The sequence below is a fragment of the Pseudomonas sp. FSL R10-0056 genome (genome assembly GCF_009600105.1).
In the GTDB taxonomy this organism is placed as follows: domain Bacteria; phylum Pseudomonadota; class Gammaproteobacteria; order Pseudomonadales; family Pseudomonadaceae; genus Aquipseudomonas; species Aquipseudomonas bubulae.
This window is the reverse complement of sequence record NZ_WIWL01000244.1, coordinates 1-14302: the sequence shown is the minus strand read 5'-3', so window position 1 is coordinate 14302 and position 14302 is coordinate 1. Positions and strand designations below refer to the sequence as shown.

Genomic DNA, 14302 nt, shown 5'->3' with positions numbered 1-14302 from the left:
TTGCCGGACAGGGTGCCCGCCTGGTAAACCGGGCCCAGCGGCGCGATGTGCTGCATGATCTCGCGTTTGCCGCCAAAGCAGCCGACGGGCATGCCGCCACCGATGATCTTGCCGAAGGTGCTCAGGTCCGGCGTCACGCCGTAGTGGGCTTGGGCACCGCCGAGGGCGACGCGGAAGCCGGTCATCACTTCGTCAAAGATCAGAACCACGCCGTGCTGGTCGCACAGGCTGCGCAGACCTTCAAGGAAGCCTGGCGCAGGCGGCACGCAGTTCATGTTGCCGGCAACCGGTTCGACGATGATGCAGGCCACCGTGTCGCCGACTTCGCTCAGCAGCTGTGCAACCGCGTCGATATTGTTGAACTCGGTGGTCAGGGTGTGCTTGGCGAAATCTGCCGGCACGCCAGCCGAGCTTGGCACGCCCTGGGTCAGCAGGCCGGAACCGGCTTTTACCAGCAGGCTGTCGGAGTGACCGTGGTAGCAGCCTTCAAACTTGAGGATATTGTCGCGGCCAGTGAAGCCACGGGCCAGACGGATCGCGCTCATGGTCGCTTCAGTGCCGGAGCTGACCATGCGCACCATTTCCATTGACGGTACGATGGAGCACACCAGATCGGCCATTTCGGTTTCCATGGCGGTCGGGGCGCCGTACGACAGGCCGTGCTCCAGTTGCGCACGTACTGCGTCCAGCACGTCAGGGTGGCTGTGCCCAAGAATCATCGGGCCCCATGAGCCGACGTAATCGACATAACGCTTGTCGTCCTCGTCAGTCACGTAGGCGCCTTCGGCGTGTTTGAAGAACAACGGCGTGCCGCCCACGCTTTTGAAGGCACGCACTGGCGAGTTCACGCCACCGGGAATGTGTTTCTGGGCGTTGGCAAACAGGGTTTCGGAACGAGACATGGTGGGCTCTCTCAGAATCAGGATTCGGTATTTAAATAGACAACAAGGTGTTGAAGGCCTTGGCGCGCAGGGTGACTTCCCGGGCACTTTCGGCGCCAAACAGGCCATGCACCACGGCCAGCAGGTCGGCACCGTGGGCCACCAGCGGCGCGGCATTGTCCAGGGTAATTCCGCCTATCACGCAGATCGGCAGGCTGAGGCGGGCGCGGGCCTGGTCCAGGGTCTCAAGGGTAGCGGTTGGCGCCCCGGGTTTGGTGCTGGAATTGAAAAAGCGGCCAAAGGCGACATAACTCGCCCCTTCTTTGGCGGCTTGCTCGGCCAGTTCGACCTGGCTGTGGCAGGTCGAACCGATAATTGCCTGTGGCCCCAGCAGGGCGCGGGCAGGGGTCAGCGGGCCGTCGGTCTGCCCCAGGTGCACGCCGACCCCCAGGCGGGCGGCCAGCTCGCCATCATCGTTGATGATCAGGTGTGCCTTGTAGCGTTCGCACAACCCGCGCAAGGCTTCGGCCTCGCGCAGTCGGCGGGCGTCGTCAGTGCTTTTGTCGCGATACTGCAACAGGGTCAGGCCGCCATCGAGGGCCGCCTCCACATAGGGCAGCAGTTTGCCAGCCAGCAACTGGCTATCAGTGATCGCATACAGGCCGCGAAGCGTCATGGGGTGAGCCTCATTGGTTACGAGCAAAAATCCAGCGGCAAGCGGCGCGGTACAAATTGCCCTTGCCCCAGTTGCTCTGCATCACGCAGGGTGCGCCATGTGTAATTGAGCGCGGTTTGCACGGCGCTGACCAGTTCTTCACCGATGGCCAGGCGCCCGGCCAACGTGCTGGCCAGGGTGCACCCCGAGCCGTGGTAACTGCCCGGCAAGCGATGGCAGGTAAAGGTGTGGCGGCTGCCGTCGCGGCTGTACAGGCGGTTATGCACTTCGTGCTCATCACCGTGACCGCCGGTGATCAGCAGGTGCCGACAAAATGGCAGGAGTTTTTCAGCGCACTCATCGGCGCTGCCATCGGGCAGTTCGGCCAGGATGCGGGCTTCGGGAAGGTTGGGGGTGGCAATGGTGGCCAGGGGGAGCAGGCGTTCGCGCATGGCGTAACCCACTTCGTCCTTGCCCAGTCGTCCGCCACCGCCTGCACGCAGCACCGGGTCACAGACCATCGGCAGATGCGGATTGGCCTGAAGCAGTTCGACTACGGTATCGACCATCTCCAGTGAACCGAGCATGCCCAGCTTGACCGCCGCAACGGTGGAGTCGCCGAGCACGGCATCGGCTTGCGCCAGTACCCACTCGCGATCCAGCACGCGGAAGTCGCGGACATTGACAGTGTTCTGCACAGTCAGGGCGGTCACTACCGGGGCGGCGTGACAGCCTTGAGCCAGCAGGGCTTCGATATCTGCCTGCAAGCCGGCACCACCACTGGGGTCATGGCCGGAGAGACAGAGGACAACGGGGCGAGAACTGTAGATATTCATGGTGCGCGAGCTTACCACCAAACAGTTTTTACGGGCGCTTGCTCGGTGTCAGGTTAGCGGAAGTTTGTAAGCCGTTGCCTGGCCTTAAGAATCTTCGGTCTCAGCGCTTATTTAGCTCTGTAATGCCCGTACTAGAGCCTTTGTGATGAATTGTTAGATGGTGTGTATGTGCCATTAATGGCTATGTTAAAGTGCCTTCAAATTATTAACCGGTCATTCGGTCGACGCGATCTCAAAGGGAATATGGGGTTGCCCGCGTCTTCGAGTGAGCTACGTTGGGGCTGTATGCGCTATTTGCTGATGATGTTGTTGGGCTGGCTACCGATGCTGGCCAGCGCAGTCGCTTTTGACGAATCCACACAAAGCCTGCCCTTGGGCCGCGTGATGCAGGTGTTCGAAGACGCGGGCGGCGAAGCGACTCTGGCAGATGTCACCGCACACGGCGAACTGTTCGAGCCCCATACCAAAGACACGCTGAACAAGGGCTACTCGCACTCGGCCTTCTGGATCAAAGTGGATTTGCACTACCAGCCACAAGACCCGCAGGTGCATCGCACCTGGCTGCTGGAGCTGGCATACCCGCCGCTTGATTCCATCGAGCTTTACCTGGCAGACGCCGCGGGCAACTACCGGCTGGCCGAACGAACGGGCGATGCACTACCCTTCGACAGTCGTCAGATCAAAGAAAACAATTACCTGTTTGAGCTCAACTTCAGCCCGGGGCAAAGCCAGACGGTGTACCTGCGTCTGGCCAGCCAGGGTTCGGTTCAGGCGCCGCTGACGCTATGGTCGGCCCAGGCCTATCTTGAAGAGCAGCCCGTGCGGATTTACATCCTGGGCCTGATTTATGGCGTGTTGCTGGGGATGCTGGTCTACAACCTGTTTATTTACCTCAGCGTGCGTGACACCAGCTACCTCTACTACATCTTTTATATTGCCTCGTTCGGCCTTTACCAGCTGTCGGTCAACGGTGCGGCAGTGCAGTACTTCTGGCCTGACAGCCCGTGGTGGGCCAATGCCTCCACCCCGTTCCTGATTGGTGCATCGGCGTTTTTTGGTTGCCAGTTCGCCCGCTCCTTCTTGCACACCGCCTCCCACAGCCGCTGGCTTGACCGGGCACTGATGTTGCTGATGGGCGTGGGTGCTCTGGTGATGGTGCTCGCACTGACCACCAGCTATGCCGTGTCGTTGCGCCTGGCCACCGGCCTGGCGCTGGCGTTTATTGTCACCATTTTTACCGCTGGTGTGGTGGCATGGGTACGTGGCCTGCGGGTCGCGCGTTATTTTGTGATCGCCTGGTCGGCCTTCCTGCTCGGGGGGCTGGTCAATACGCTGATGGTGCTGGGTTACCTGCCGAACGTTTTCCTGACCATGTACGCCAGCCAGATAGGTTCGGCAATCGAGGTGGGGCTGCTGTCGCTGGCGCTTGCCGACCGGATCAACGCCATGCGTGACCTGCAGGCGCGTACGCTGCAGGAATCGGGACAGAAACTGGCCGCCATGAACCAGCAACTGGCCCGTACCAACCAGCTCAAAGACGAGTTTCTGGCAACCGTTACCCATGAATTGCGCACGCCCATGAACGGTGTCATTGGCTCTCTGGAATTGATCAAAACCCTGGACATGAGCCCTGAGCTGGAGCAGTACACCAAGACTGCGCAAGGTTCAGCACGAGAAATGATGCACATGGTCAATGGCATCCTGACCCTGACCGAACTGCAGGCCGGACGACTGGTCGCGCAACCCCGGCCCTTCAGCCTGAATGAACTGCTGCAGGGGCTGAGCGATCAGTTCAGGCCGGCGGCACGCAGTAAAGGGCTGGAGTTTTCGTACGAAGTGGGCCGCAATCTGCCGGATCAATGGGTAGGTGATGCGGATAAAATTCGCCAGTGCATGGAGTGCCTGCTGGATAACGCGATCAAGTTCACCCGTGAGGGCGGGGTGATTTTGCGTGTTACCGGTAAACCCGCAGAGACCGGGCGCTGGGCGCTGGCGTTCAATGTAATCGACAGCGGCATTGGTTTTGTTCACCAGGAAGAGGCCGAACTTTATCAGCACTTCTTTCAGGTTGATGGCTCCATGACCCGTGAATATGGCGGCCTGGGTATCGGCCTGGCGATTTGCCGGCGCCTTGTGGAACTGCTCGGCGGGCGCCTGACCCACCATTCCCAGCCGGGGCAAGGCTCACAGTTCCAGCTGTTGCTGGAGCTCGAACCCTCGGTGCAAACCCCGTCGCACACGACTCCTTCGGCGTTGCAGCTGAGGGCGCCCGGGGAGTGTGTGGTCTTGCTGGTAGAAGGCCCGGAAAACCCTGTGGTAGTGCGCGCCATGTTGCTCAAACTGGGTTATCGCGTGCTCGGCGTTGACACGGGGCAGGCGGCCATAGAAGCGTTGCGCCGCGAGCGGGTCGATGCGGTGCTGCTGGCGTGCCCGTTGGCCCAGGTCTGTGCTACGTCGATGGGCAGCCAGCTGCTGACATTGGCCGCCTGTGCGCAGTTGCCCGTGCTGGCGCTGTTCGAGTCGCAAGCCCAGGCACAGCAAGCTCGCGAGCAGGTCGACGGGATCACGGATTATCTGCTGAAACCGCTGCGTTTTGAGGACTTGCAACAGACCTTGGCGCAACGCCTGCTGATCGACAAGAACGATAAAAACGCCGAGTTTTAGGCGTTTATGCCCCTTGTTTAGCCGCAGATGCGTGCTTCACTGGCTCATTGGTACGATCCCAAGGAGCCCGCGCAATGAACTTGCATCAATACGCAGAAACCCATCAGGTGACCAATCAACCGCCTTCAATGGACGGCGTGAACCTGTACCGCATTGACCTGCCGTTGCAGTATTGGAGCCAGCATTTCGGCGCGGGATGGGCGCAGGCGCGGATTGACGAGTACGGTGCCCTGGCGGGCGGCCCGCTGATGGCTGCGGGTTTTCTGGCCAATGAAAACAAACCGCAGTTTGTCAGTCATGACCGTTTCGGGCATCGGATTGATCTGGTGGAGTTTCACCCGGCTTACCACGAACTGATGCGCACGGCGATTGAGCACGGCTTGCCGTCCTTGCCCTGGGCCCACCCGCAACCCGGTGCCCATGTGGCCCGCGCATCCATGACCTACCTGCACAGCCAGGCCGAAGCGGGCAGCGGCTGCCCCTTGACCATGACCTTCGCCAGCGTGCCGGCCTTGCGTCTGCAACCGGACCTGGCTGCCATCTGGCTGCCCAAAGTGCTGGCCACTGAATATGACCCGCGTAATGTCGATATCAGCCAAAAGGCCGGCGTGACCCTGGGCATGGCCATGACTGAAAAACAGGGCGGCACCGATGTGCGTGCCAATACCACGCGGGCTTACCCCGTAGGGGCCAAAGGACCGGGGCAGGCCTATGAACTGCTGGGGCACAAATGGTTCTGCTCGGCACCCATGTGTGACGGCTTTCTGACCCTGGCCCAAACCGAAAAAGGCCTGAGCTGCTTTTTGCTGCCGCGCCATCGTCCGGATGGCAGCCGCAACCAATTCTATATTCAGCGCCTGAAGAACAAACTGGGCAATAGCTCCAACGCCTCCAGTGAAGTTGAGTTTCGTGGGGCATTGGCCTGGATGATCTGCGAAGAAGGTCGTGGCGTGCCGACCATTATTGAAATGGTCGCCATGACCCGGTTCGACTGCATGGTCGGCTCCAGTGCCTTGATGCGTCAGGCGCTGACCCAGGCCAGCCATCATTGCGCCCATCGACTGGTGGGCGGTCGGGTGTTGGCAGATCAGCCACTGATGCAGAACGTATTGGCTGACCTGGCGCTGGAAAGCGAGGCGGCACTGGCCCTGAGCCTGCGCATGGGGCGGGCGCTGGACAATCCGGATGACCCGCATGAGGCCAGGTTTTCCCGGTTGGTCACAGCGGTGGGCAAGTACTGGATCTGCAAGCGGGCTCCAGCCATGATCAACGAAGCGGCCGAATGCATGGGGGGCGCAGGTTATGTCGAAGACAGCATCCTGCCGCGCCTGTATCGCGAGGCGCCGGTCAATTCGACGTGGGAAGGGTCGGGTAATGTGCAGTGCCTGGACGTGTTGCGAGCCTTGTCCAAAGAGCCGGGCGTGCTCGATGCGCTGTTTGCCGAGTTGGGCGACGGGCATGGCGATGTGCGCCTGGGGCAGCACATTGTGCAGCTTAAGGCGGCGCTCAACGACACTGACGATATCCAGTATCGCGCTCGCCAACTGACAGAAGACATCGCCCTTGGCCTACAGGCAAAACTGCTGCTTGAGGCTGGTAACAGCGATGTCAGCGACGCCTTTATCGCCAGCCGGCTACAGGGCAGCGGCCGGGTTTACGGTACATTGCCGCGGGGTTTGAATGTGGCAGCCATCGTTGCCCGCGCCACCCCGCAGGTTGCCTGAATATCCCCAACCCTGTGGGAGCTGGCTTGCCTGCGATGCAGACGACGGGTTTTATCTGCCAGACCCGGTCGATGCCATCGCGGGCAAGCCCGCTCCCACAGGGATTTGCGTGAGGCAGCCGATATTCTGTTTATCCCCAGCAGCCACAGGAAATCTTCGGCAGGCAATTTTGTAGCTGCCTTTAGCCATCGATACAGGCAAGATAAAGGCCTGCCCGCTCAGAAGACAGGATGCTTATCGTGACCGAAGCTTTTATTGTCGTTTCCACCGCTGAAGAGGCCGTTGACCGGCTTGCTGCCTTGCACGAGCGCGCAACCACGGCCTTGAGCCAGGCACTCAAGCGTTATCTCAAGGATCGGGTTGAACCCTCTGCGCAAGAACGCGCGCTGTTTCGCTACCCCGAACTGCGTTTGACCTACCGTATCAACGGTGAAGTGCCGACTACCACCCGTGCTTATGCCAAGGTCCAGTTACCGGGCACCTACAGTGTGACCGTCACCCATCCCGCCTCTTTCCGTAATTACCTGCTGGAACAGCTGGTGCCCTTGATGCGCGACTTCACCGTTGAAGTAGAAGTCGGCGTCAGTGAGCAAAATATTCCTTACCCTTATGTGGTCGAGCAAGGTGATGAACTGGCCGGCTCCGGCGTTACCGCTGCTGCGCTGGCGCGGGTGTTTCCGAGCACCGACCTGTCTGCTGCCACCGACGGCATCGCCGATGGCTTGTACGACTGGGAAAACACCGATCCGTTGCCCCTGGCGCTGTTCGACGCCGCGCGGGTCGACTTCTCCCTGCGCCGCCTGGTGCACTACACCGGCAGCGACTGGCGCCATGTGCAGCCGTGGATTCTGCTGACCAACTACCATCGCTATGTTGACCAGTTCATCCTCCATGGCCTTGAGCAATTGCGCGACAACCCGCGCTTTGTGCGCATGGTGATGCCGGGCAATGTGATCATCGAAAAATCGATGGACTACGGCGAGGCCCAGGCCATCGCGGCGGGGGTGGTGTGGCATCGCTACCAGATGCCGGCGTATCACTTGCAGGCCAGTGATGGTCATGGCGTGACGCTGGTCAATATTGGCGTCGGCCCGTCCAATGCGAAAAACATTACCGACCACCTGGCCGTGCTGCGTCCGCATTGCTGGCTGATGATTGGTCACTGCGGCGGTCTGCGCCAGTCGCAGACCATTGGCGATTATGTGTTGGCCCACGCCTACATGCGTCGTGACGGCATTCTTGATCGGGTCGTGCCGCCGAACATTCCGATTCCGGCCCTGGCTGAAGTCCAGCTGGCGCTGCAGGAGGCTGCCGCACAGGTTACCGGTGAGCGCGGCGATGAGCTGAAAAAACGCCTGCGTACCGGCACCGTACTGACCTATGACGATCGCAACTGGGAGCTGCGCTGGGCTCAGGAACGTCCGCTGATCAACCTGTCCCGTGCTGTTGCCGTGGACATGGAAAGCGGCACCATTGCTGCCCAGGGTTATCGCTTGCGCGTCCCGTATGGCACGCTGTTGTGTGTGTCGGACAAGCCGCTGCACAGTGAAATCAAACTGCCAGGTTCGGCCAATGCCTTCTATGAGCGCGCGGTCAGCCAGCATTTGAAAATCGGTATTGCTGCCGTGGACTTGATGCGCAGCCAGCTCAACTCCCTGCATTCGCGCAAGCTGCGCAGCTTTGATGAACCGCCGTTCCGTTGATCGGTGATGGTCATTTAGCGATCGGGGGACTAGCATTGCCAGCCCTGATCGCTAGATAGCCTTTTTTGTCATGTCTCGTCCCGCCCCACGCCGCCCGGCCTCGAAAAGCCTCACCGCGCCAGCTGCCAATCGCCGCGTGGCCAAAGCGCCGCCGTCTGATCCCAAGCTGTACCTGTTCAATAAACCCTTCGATGTGCTGACCCAGTTCAGCGACGAAGGCGGGCGCGCCACGCTCAAGGACTTTATCCCGATTCCGGGCATCTACCCGGCCGGGCGACTGGACAGGGACAGTGAAGGTTTGCTGCTGTTGACCAATGATGGCCAGTTGCAGGCGCGGATAGCCGACCCCAAGCACAAATTACCCAAGACCTACTGGGTTCAAGTTGAAGGCGAGCCCACGCCGGAGCAACTGCAGCAGTTGCGTGATGGCGTTGAACTCAATGACGGCAAGACCCTGCCTGCCGAAGCGCGTGCCCTGGACGAGCCGCAGCTATGGCCGCGCAACCCGCCGGTACGCTTTCGCAAAAGTATCCCGACCGCCTGGCTGGAACTGGTGATCCGTGAAGGTCGCAACCGTCAGGTGCGGCGTATGACCGCGGCAGTGGGCTTGCCGACCTTGCGCCTGGTGCGGGTACGCATTGGTGACTGGAGCATTGAAGGGCTGGAGCAGGGGCAGTACCGGGAAGTTCCGGCGCGGCTATAGGGCTCCGGACTCGATCAGGCCGATGACCACGCTTTTGATGATAAACGCGGCAACGCCCAGGCCGAGGACGAAAAACAGGATCATGGAGCCGAAGCGTCCGGCCTTGGACTTTTTCGCCAGATCCCAGACGATAAAGGCCATGAAAATGATCAGCACGCTGACCAGAATCGTCATCATCCATTCTTCAAGTACGGCAGGATCCATCGGTATTCTCCGGCGACATCGTGGGAAAAAGCCGTAGGAGTATACGCCAGGGGAGCGGGGGGATATTGATCTGGGTAGTGAGAGGATGTCGCTACACCCGTAGCAGCTGCTGAAGGCACGAAGCTGCGTTCGATTGTGAAGCAATCGCAAGATCAGAGTGCGCGTTACAACTGAAGAATCGCGTGGGCTGATTTTACGACTGCTTCGCAGCCGAACGCAGCCTTCGTTCCTCGGCAGCTGCAGGAACACTGCAACTGTGGGAGCGAGCCTGCTCGCGAAGGTCGTTCGCGAGCAGGCTCGCTCCCACAATAGGGCTTGACCTGCAACAGAGTATCTACAGGTTCTATTTTTACGTGCGCAAATGGGTCAGCGGCAGCTCGGTGCTGTTGAGCACCTGATTGAGCACAAAGCTCGAACGCACGCTGGTTACGCCTTCGATACGGGTCAATTCACCCAGCAGCAGCTTCTGGTAGTGGTCCATGTCGGCAACCACCACTTTCAGTTGGTAGTCGGCGTCCATGCCGGTCACCAGGCTGCATTCCAGCACCTGCGGCAGGGCGCGGATGCAGGCTTCGAAGTTCTCGAAACGCTCTGGTGTATGTCGGTCCATTCCGATAAGCACGTAGGCTGTAAGGCTCAAGCCCAGCAGTTTGCGGTCGAGCAGCGCCACCTGACGGCTGATGTAGCCGTCATCCTCAAGCTGTTTAACGCGGCGCGAGCAAGGAGATGGCGACAGGCCAATACGTTCGGCCAGTTCCTGGTTAGAGATGCGTGCGTCACGCTGCAATTCCGCCAAAATGCTCAGGTCATACCGGTCGAGTTTGCTCACGAAGTTACCCTTTGTCATAACTATTGCGTGAAAGTATCCACCTTAAGTCAAAAATTGCGCAAGTAATGTTTTATCGAGCAATCTTCGCAATCGCCTGCCGCGGCCAAACGCCTATTCTTTAAACCAGAATCACTGCCCGGACATAGAGTCCACTGCGGCCCGCCGAATCAGGCCAGCCGCGGCCGCCAACCCCACAGGGTTGCCCCGGCCCCCGGGCTACGCACTGTCCAGAAGACGGAGCGAGGTGAGCCAACATCACAAGTGTTGAGCCAGGACAGAAAATTCAAGGGGCGACCGACGGGTCGCCCTTTTTTCGTCTGGCAAAAAATAAGTTGCGTTATGCACTGCCTGGCGTAGAACCGCTTCCTGAAACCCCAGTCTTATCTATAAGCCCTGTCCTTCAGTGAGAAACAGCATGAAATCGCGTATCTGGCGTTTGGCTACAGTTGGCGTGCTCTTTGTGAGCGTCAGCGGCCAGGTGTTGGCCGATGAGCGTGGTGATGGCGGCTGGCAAGGTCGGCCACAGGGTGCAGACAATCATCAGCCGCGGCCGAATCAACAAGGTAATAACCTGCCGATCCAGCCGCGCCCCGACAGGGTTCAGCAGACTCAGTCGCCGAACCGGGGCGGCAATCAGAATTGGTATGGCGGCGGTTACGCTCCTGGCCTGAATAACCGTCATCCCAACGACCAGCGCTGGGCCGGTCGCCCGTCCGGGCATGGCAATGGCTGGGGCCCGGGGCCGCAATATCGCCCGGGTAATGTGGTAGAGCGGTTCCCCGGTCAGCACTGGCAAGTGCCGTATCGCGGCCAGAATTACTACTTTTCAGGCGGCTACTGGTATCGCCCTCAAGGCCCGCGTTACATCGTGGTGCAGCCGCCTTATGGACTGCGCGTAGGTTTTTTGCCTGATTACGCTAGGGAAGTGTGGTTTGGCAGTACCTTGATGTTTCTCGCGGCGGGGGCGTATTACGCCTATCAACCTGCAACTCGCGATTACATCGTGGTCCAGCCGCCGACGGTCTACCAACAGCCCGCGAGCAACAACTATGAGATGGTGGCTTACCCGATGAACGGTCAAAGCCCGGCCCAAATCGGTCAGGACCGTTATGACTGCTATCGCTGGGCTGTGGAGCAAAGCGGCTTCGACCCTGCCAAGGCGACATACGCCCCAGCGGCGCAAGTGGTGCAAGCCTATCGGCAGGCGCAGGGCAGTTGCCTGAGCAGTCGTGGTTATCAAGTGACGTATTGATCTGAAGCCTGCTACGGAGCCTTGCTCAGCCTCTGTTTGACCACTTCCTTCGGGTCTGCATGCACCAGCACTTCGGCCCGCGGATAGACCTGTTCAATGGCTTCAGCCGCGCGGTCACAGATGCTATGGGCTGCGGACAACGTCAGTTCACCCGGCAGCTCCAGGTGAAACTGCACAAACCAGGTATTGCCCGAGATCCGTGTGCGCAGGTCGTGGGCGCCGAGCACGCCGGGCACGCTGCAGGCCAGATTCAGCATGTTTTCACTGACATCCGTGGGTAACTCCTGATCCATCAACACGGCAAAACTCTCACGGGCGATCTGCAGTGCGCTCCACAGGATATACACCGCAATCCCCAGGCCAAACCAGGCGTCCAGCTGCGGGAAACCTACACTGGCCAGCACCAGCGCCAGCAAAATACTGCCATTGAGCATCAGGTCCGAGCGGTAATGCAGCGAGTCGGCGCGCACCGCGTTGGATCCCGTGGCCTTGATCACCCGGTGTTGCAGCACCAGCAGTGCCACGGTCATCAGCAACGAAAAGACAATGACGCCAATTCCGATCCACGGTGCGCCTACCGGCTCCGGGTTTTTCAGCCGTTCCACCGCCTGAAAGGCAATCAGCACTGCACTCACGCCAATAAACAGCGCTTGCGCCATGCCCGCCAGGGACTCGGCTTTGCCGTGACCATATCGGTGATCCTCATCGGCGGGACGCAGCGCGTAATGCACGGCCAGCAAATTGAGAAACGAAGTTACGCCATCGAGCAGCGAGTCGGTCAGGCCGGCGAGCATGCTGATCGAGCCACTGAGCCACCACGCGATGGCCTTGGTTACGATCAACAGGCTGGCCACCGCCACTGATGCGCGGGTAGCCAGACGTAACAGGCGGGCGTGTTCCGGGCTGCTGGTCATGGTGCTTTCCTGATGAATGATGACGTGCTTCAGGCTGCTGGCTGCAAACCATACATAGCCAGTTGCTGGGCGCTGCCCCGGTGCTGGATCAGGCGTGGATCGTTCAGCGGGAAGCTGCGGCCCAGTTCGCTTTCAAGGATGGCCTGGAGCTTGGCGTTATCCACCTTGCCGTCTGCGCCGATGGCTTCGCGCAGTTTTTCCGGGGCGATTTGTGCGGTCTTGCCCGGCGGGAAATAAATTGCGCCGGTGGCGAAGTCGACACCGAAGGCGATCAGCCCCGGGATCACATAAAACAGCAGGCCCACGGCATCCAGTACGACGATCATGGGGTCGATCTTGCCGTCGATCTGGCCGCGGCGGTCTGGAAAGAAAATACTGCCGCAAGCAGTCAATTGGGTGAACAGTGCCGCAACCACGACACCGCCGATTACTCGCGAAGGCATACGCATACTTAAAACCTCAAACATGTTCAAAGGACTGGATCATTACTGTTCGCCGTTATACTCGCCGCTCTGTTCTGGAGCCACCATGATTTCTTTGCCGATTGATGAAGTTTTACCTGCGCTGCGCCTGGCCCTGGCCGAGCGCCATGAAACCGTGCTCGAAGCGCCGCCCGGCGCCGGTAAAACCACCCGTGTGCCGCTGGCCCTGCTCAACGAGCCCTGGCTGGCCGGGCAGAAGATCCTGATGCTCGAACCCCGGCGCCTGGCGGCCCGTGCGGCGGCCGAGCGGCTGGCCAGTGAACTGGGTGAAAAAGTCGGCGAAACCGTAGGTTACCGTATACGCCTCGACAGCAAGGTCGGCCCCAACACCCGTATCGAAGTGGTCACCGAGGGTATCCTGACTCGCCGTCTGCAGCACGATCCGTCGCTGGAAGGGGTGGGCCTGCTGATTTTTGACGAATTCCATGAGCGTAGTCTGGATGCCGATCTGGCGTTGGCCTTGAGCCTCAATGGGCGTGAGCTGTTTCGGGATGAACAGCCGCTGAAAATTCTGCTGATGTCCGCCACTCTTGAGGGCGAACGGCTGTCGAGCATTCTCGCCGATGCGCCGATCTTGCGCAGTGAGGGCCGCATGTACCCGGTGGCGATGCGCTGGGGGCGGCCGTTTGTGCCCGGTGAATTTATCGAGCCGCGAGTGGTGCAGACCGTACTTGATGCCATCAACGATGAAAGCGGCAGCCTGCTGGTGTTCCTGCCCGGGCAGGCGGAGATTCGTCGGGTCAATCAGCAATTGGCCGACGCGCTGGGTTCGCGCAGCGATATTCTGCTGTGCCCTTTGCATGGAGAACTGGATCTGACGGCCCAGCGTGCGGCCATCGAGCCTGCGCCAAAAGGCCTGCGCAAGGTGGTGCTGGCCACCAATATTGCCGAGACCAGCCTGACTATCGACGGCGTGCGCGTGGTGATCGATGCCGGGCTGGCGCGTGTTCCGCGGTTTGACCCGGGCAACGGCATGACCCGCCTTGATACCCAGCGCATTTCCCGCGCCAGTGCCACCCAGCGCGCCGGCCGCGCCGGGCGTCTGGAACCGGGTGTGTGTTATCGCCTGTGGTCCGAGGACCAGCACGCGCATCTGGCGGCCTATGGCAGTGCGGAGATCCTGCAGGCTGATCTGGCCGGGTTGGCGCTGCAACTGGCACGCTGGGGTGTCACTCCCGAGCAACTGATCTGGCTCGATATGCCGCCCTCGGCCAGTTATGCACAGGCCCGGCAATTGCTCGATCGGCTGGGTGCCTTGCACGGAGCAAAACTCACCCCCCACGGCGAAGCGATGGCTGAACTGCCTGCACATCCGCGGATTGCCCATCTATTGCTGCGCGGCCAGGACCTTGGGCTGGCCGACATGGCCTGTGATATCGCGGCGTTGTTGGGGGAGCGCGATATCCTGCGCGGCGCCGGGGCGGACCTGCATAGCCGGCTGGCCCTGCTGTCAGG

Annotated in this window: 13 protein-coding genes; 6 read left to right on the top strand and 7 right to left on the bottom strand. The window is 60.4% G+C overall.

The window, feature by feature from the left end; translation table 11 throughout:
* From GHO42_RS24890 to GHO42_RS24880, 3 genes are all read right to left on the bottom strand, one after another.
* Positions 1–902: glutamate-1-semialdehyde 2,1-aminomutase (locus GHO42_RS24890; RefSeq protein ID WP_153384202.1), on the bottom strand; the 902-nt coding region annotated here is incomplete at its 3' end.
* A gap of 31 nt (positions 903–933) precedes the next feature.
* On the bottom strand, positions 934–1557 hold the full coding sequence (thiE, locus tag GHO42_RS24885; protein WP_094999414.1) for a thiamine phosphate synthase: 624 nt from the start codon (positions 1555–1557) through the stop codon (positions 934–936).
* Positions 1558–1574: 17 nt separating this feature from the next.
* On the bottom strand, positions 1575–2372 hold the full coding sequence (locus GHO42_RS24880) for a hydroxymethylpyrimidine/phosphomethylpyrimidine kinase (protein ID WP_094999413.1): 798 nt from the start codon (positions 2370–2372) through the stop codon (positions 1575–1577).
* Positions 2373–2657: 285 nt separating this feature from the next.
* Here GHO42_RS24880 and GHO42_RS24875 point away from each other — a divergent pair, with 285 nt between their 5' ends.
* The 4 genes from GHO42_RS24875 (at position 2658) to GHO42_RS24860 (ending at position 9166) form a co-directional block, all read left to right on the top strand.
* On the top strand, positions 2658–5036 hold the full coding sequence (locus GHO42_RS24875) for a hybrid sensor histidine kinase/response regulator (protein ID WP_153327138.1): 2379 nt from the start codon (positions 2658–2660) through the stop codon (positions 5034–5036).
* Positions 5037–5110: 74 nt separating this feature from the next.
* Positions 5111–6760, top strand: coding sequence for an acyl-CoA dehydrogenase family protein (locus GHO42_RS24870; RefSeq protein WP_153327100.1), 1650 nt, complete (start codon positions 5111–5113; stop codon positions 6758–6760).
* A gap of 230 nt (positions 6761–6990) precedes the next feature.
* On the top strand, positions 6991–8463 hold the full coding sequence (gene amn / locus GHO42_RS24865; protein WP_153327098.1) for an AMP nucleosidase: 1473 nt from the start codon (positions 6991–6993) through the stop codon (positions 8461–8463).
* A 136-nt stretch (positions 8464–8599) separates the two neighbouring features.
* Positions 8600–9166 (top strand): pseudouridine synthase, encoded by a 567-nt coding sequence (locus tag GHO42_RS24860; protein WP_176464972.1) that lies wholly within the window; start codon positions 8600–8602, stop codon positions 9164–9166.
* On the opposite strand, the gene GHO42_RS24855 is transcribed toward GHO42_RS24860, so the two are convergent.
* Together GHO42_RS24855 and GHO42_RS24850 are read right to left on the bottom strand one after the other, a co-directional pair.
* Positions 9161–9370 (bottom strand): DUF2788 domain-containing protein, encoded by a 210-nt coding sequence (locus GHO42_RS24855; protein ID WP_016779292.1) that lies wholly within the window; start codon positions 9368–9370, stop codon positions 9161–9163. The two genes, GHO42_RS24860 and GHO42_RS24855, sit on opposite strands and share 6 nt — an antisense overlap.
* A 349-nt stretch (positions 9371–9719) precedes the next feature.
* Positions 9720–10217, bottom strand: a complete 498-nt coding sequence (locus GHO42_RS24850; RefSeq protein ID WP_016779293.1) for an Lrp/AsnC family transcriptional regulator — start codon at positions 10215–10217, stop codon at positions 9720–9722.
* A gap of 397 nt (positions 10218–10614) precedes the next feature.
* Between GHO42_RS24850 and GHO42_RS24845 the strand changes: the two genes are divergently transcribed.
* Positions 10615–11451 (top strand): DUF6515 family protein, encoded by an 837-nt coding sequence (locus GHO42_RS24845; RefSeq protein WP_095031777.1) that lies wholly within the window; start codon positions 10615–10617, stop codon positions 11449–11451.
* A gap of 11 nt (positions 11452–11462) precedes the next feature.
* Here GHO42_RS24845 and GHO42_RS24840 read toward each other — a convergent pair whose 3' ends face one another.
* A complete protein-coding gene (locus GHO42_RS24840) occupies positions 11463–12365 on the bottom strand; it encodes a cation diffusion facilitator family transporter (RefSeq protein ID WP_153327095.1) in 903 nt (300 codons plus the stop codon).
* A 29-nt stretch (positions 12366–12394) separates the two neighbouring features.
* Positions 12395–12814, bottom strand: coding sequence for a polyribonucleotide nucleotidyltransferase (locus tag GHO42_RS24835; protein ID WP_094999406.1), 420 nt, complete (start codon positions 12812–12814; stop codon positions 12395–12397).
* A gap of 79 nt (positions 12815–12893) precedes the next feature.
* On the opposite strand from GHO42_RS24835, the gene hrpB reads away from it, so the two are divergent.
* A partial coding sequence (hrpB, locus tag GHO42_RS24830) for an ATP-dependent helicase HrpB (protein WP_153384201.1) occupies positions 12894–14302 on the top strand: 1409 nt, incomplete at its 3' end.

What these genes read in the sequence shown, in the direction of transcription:
- GHO42_RS24880 (WP_094999413.1), bottom strand. Translation starts at nt 2,372, where the DNA reads ATGAATATCTACAGTTCTCGCCCCGTTGTCCTCTGTCTCTCCGGCCAT.
- GHO42_RS24840 (WP_153327095.1), bottom strand. Translation starts at nt 12,365, where the DNA reads ATGACCAGCAGCCCGGAACACGCCCGCCTGTTACGTCTGGCTACCCGC.
- GHO42_RS24850 (WP_016779293.1), bottom strand. Translation starts at nt 10,217, where the DNA reads ATGACAAAGGGTAACTTCGTGAGCAAACTCGACCGGTATGACCTGAGC.
- GHO42_RS24855 (WP_016779292.1), bottom strand. Translation starts at nt 9,370, where the DNA reads ATGGATCCTGCCGTACTTGAAGAATGGATGATGACGATTCTGGTCAGC.
- GHO42_RS24875 (WP_153327138.1), top strand. Translation starts at nt 2,658, where the DNA reads ATGCGCTATTTGCTGATGATGTTGTTGGGCTGGCTACCGATGCTGGCC.
- amn (WP_153327098.1), top strand. Translation starts at nt 6,991, where the DNA reads ATGCTTATCGTGACCGAAGCTTTTATTGTCGTTTCCACCGCTGAAGAG.
- GHO42_RS24835 (WP_094999406.1), bottom strand. Translation starts at nt 12,814, where the DNA reads ATGCGTATGCCTTCGCGAGTAATCGGCGGTGTCGTGGTTGCGGCACTG.
- GHO42_RS24845 (WP_095031777.1), top strand. Translation starts at nt 10,615, where the DNA reads ATGAAATCGCGTATCTGGCGTTTGGCTACAGTTGGCGTGCTCTTTGTG.
- GHO42_RS24870 (WP_153327100.1), top strand. Translation starts at nt 5,111, where the DNA reads ATGAACTTGCATCAATACGCAGAAACCCATCAGGTGACCAATCAACCG.
- thiE (WP_094999414.1), bottom strand. Translation starts at nt 1,557, where the DNA reads ATGACGCTTCGCGGCCTGTATGCGATCACTGATAGCCAGTTGCTGGCT.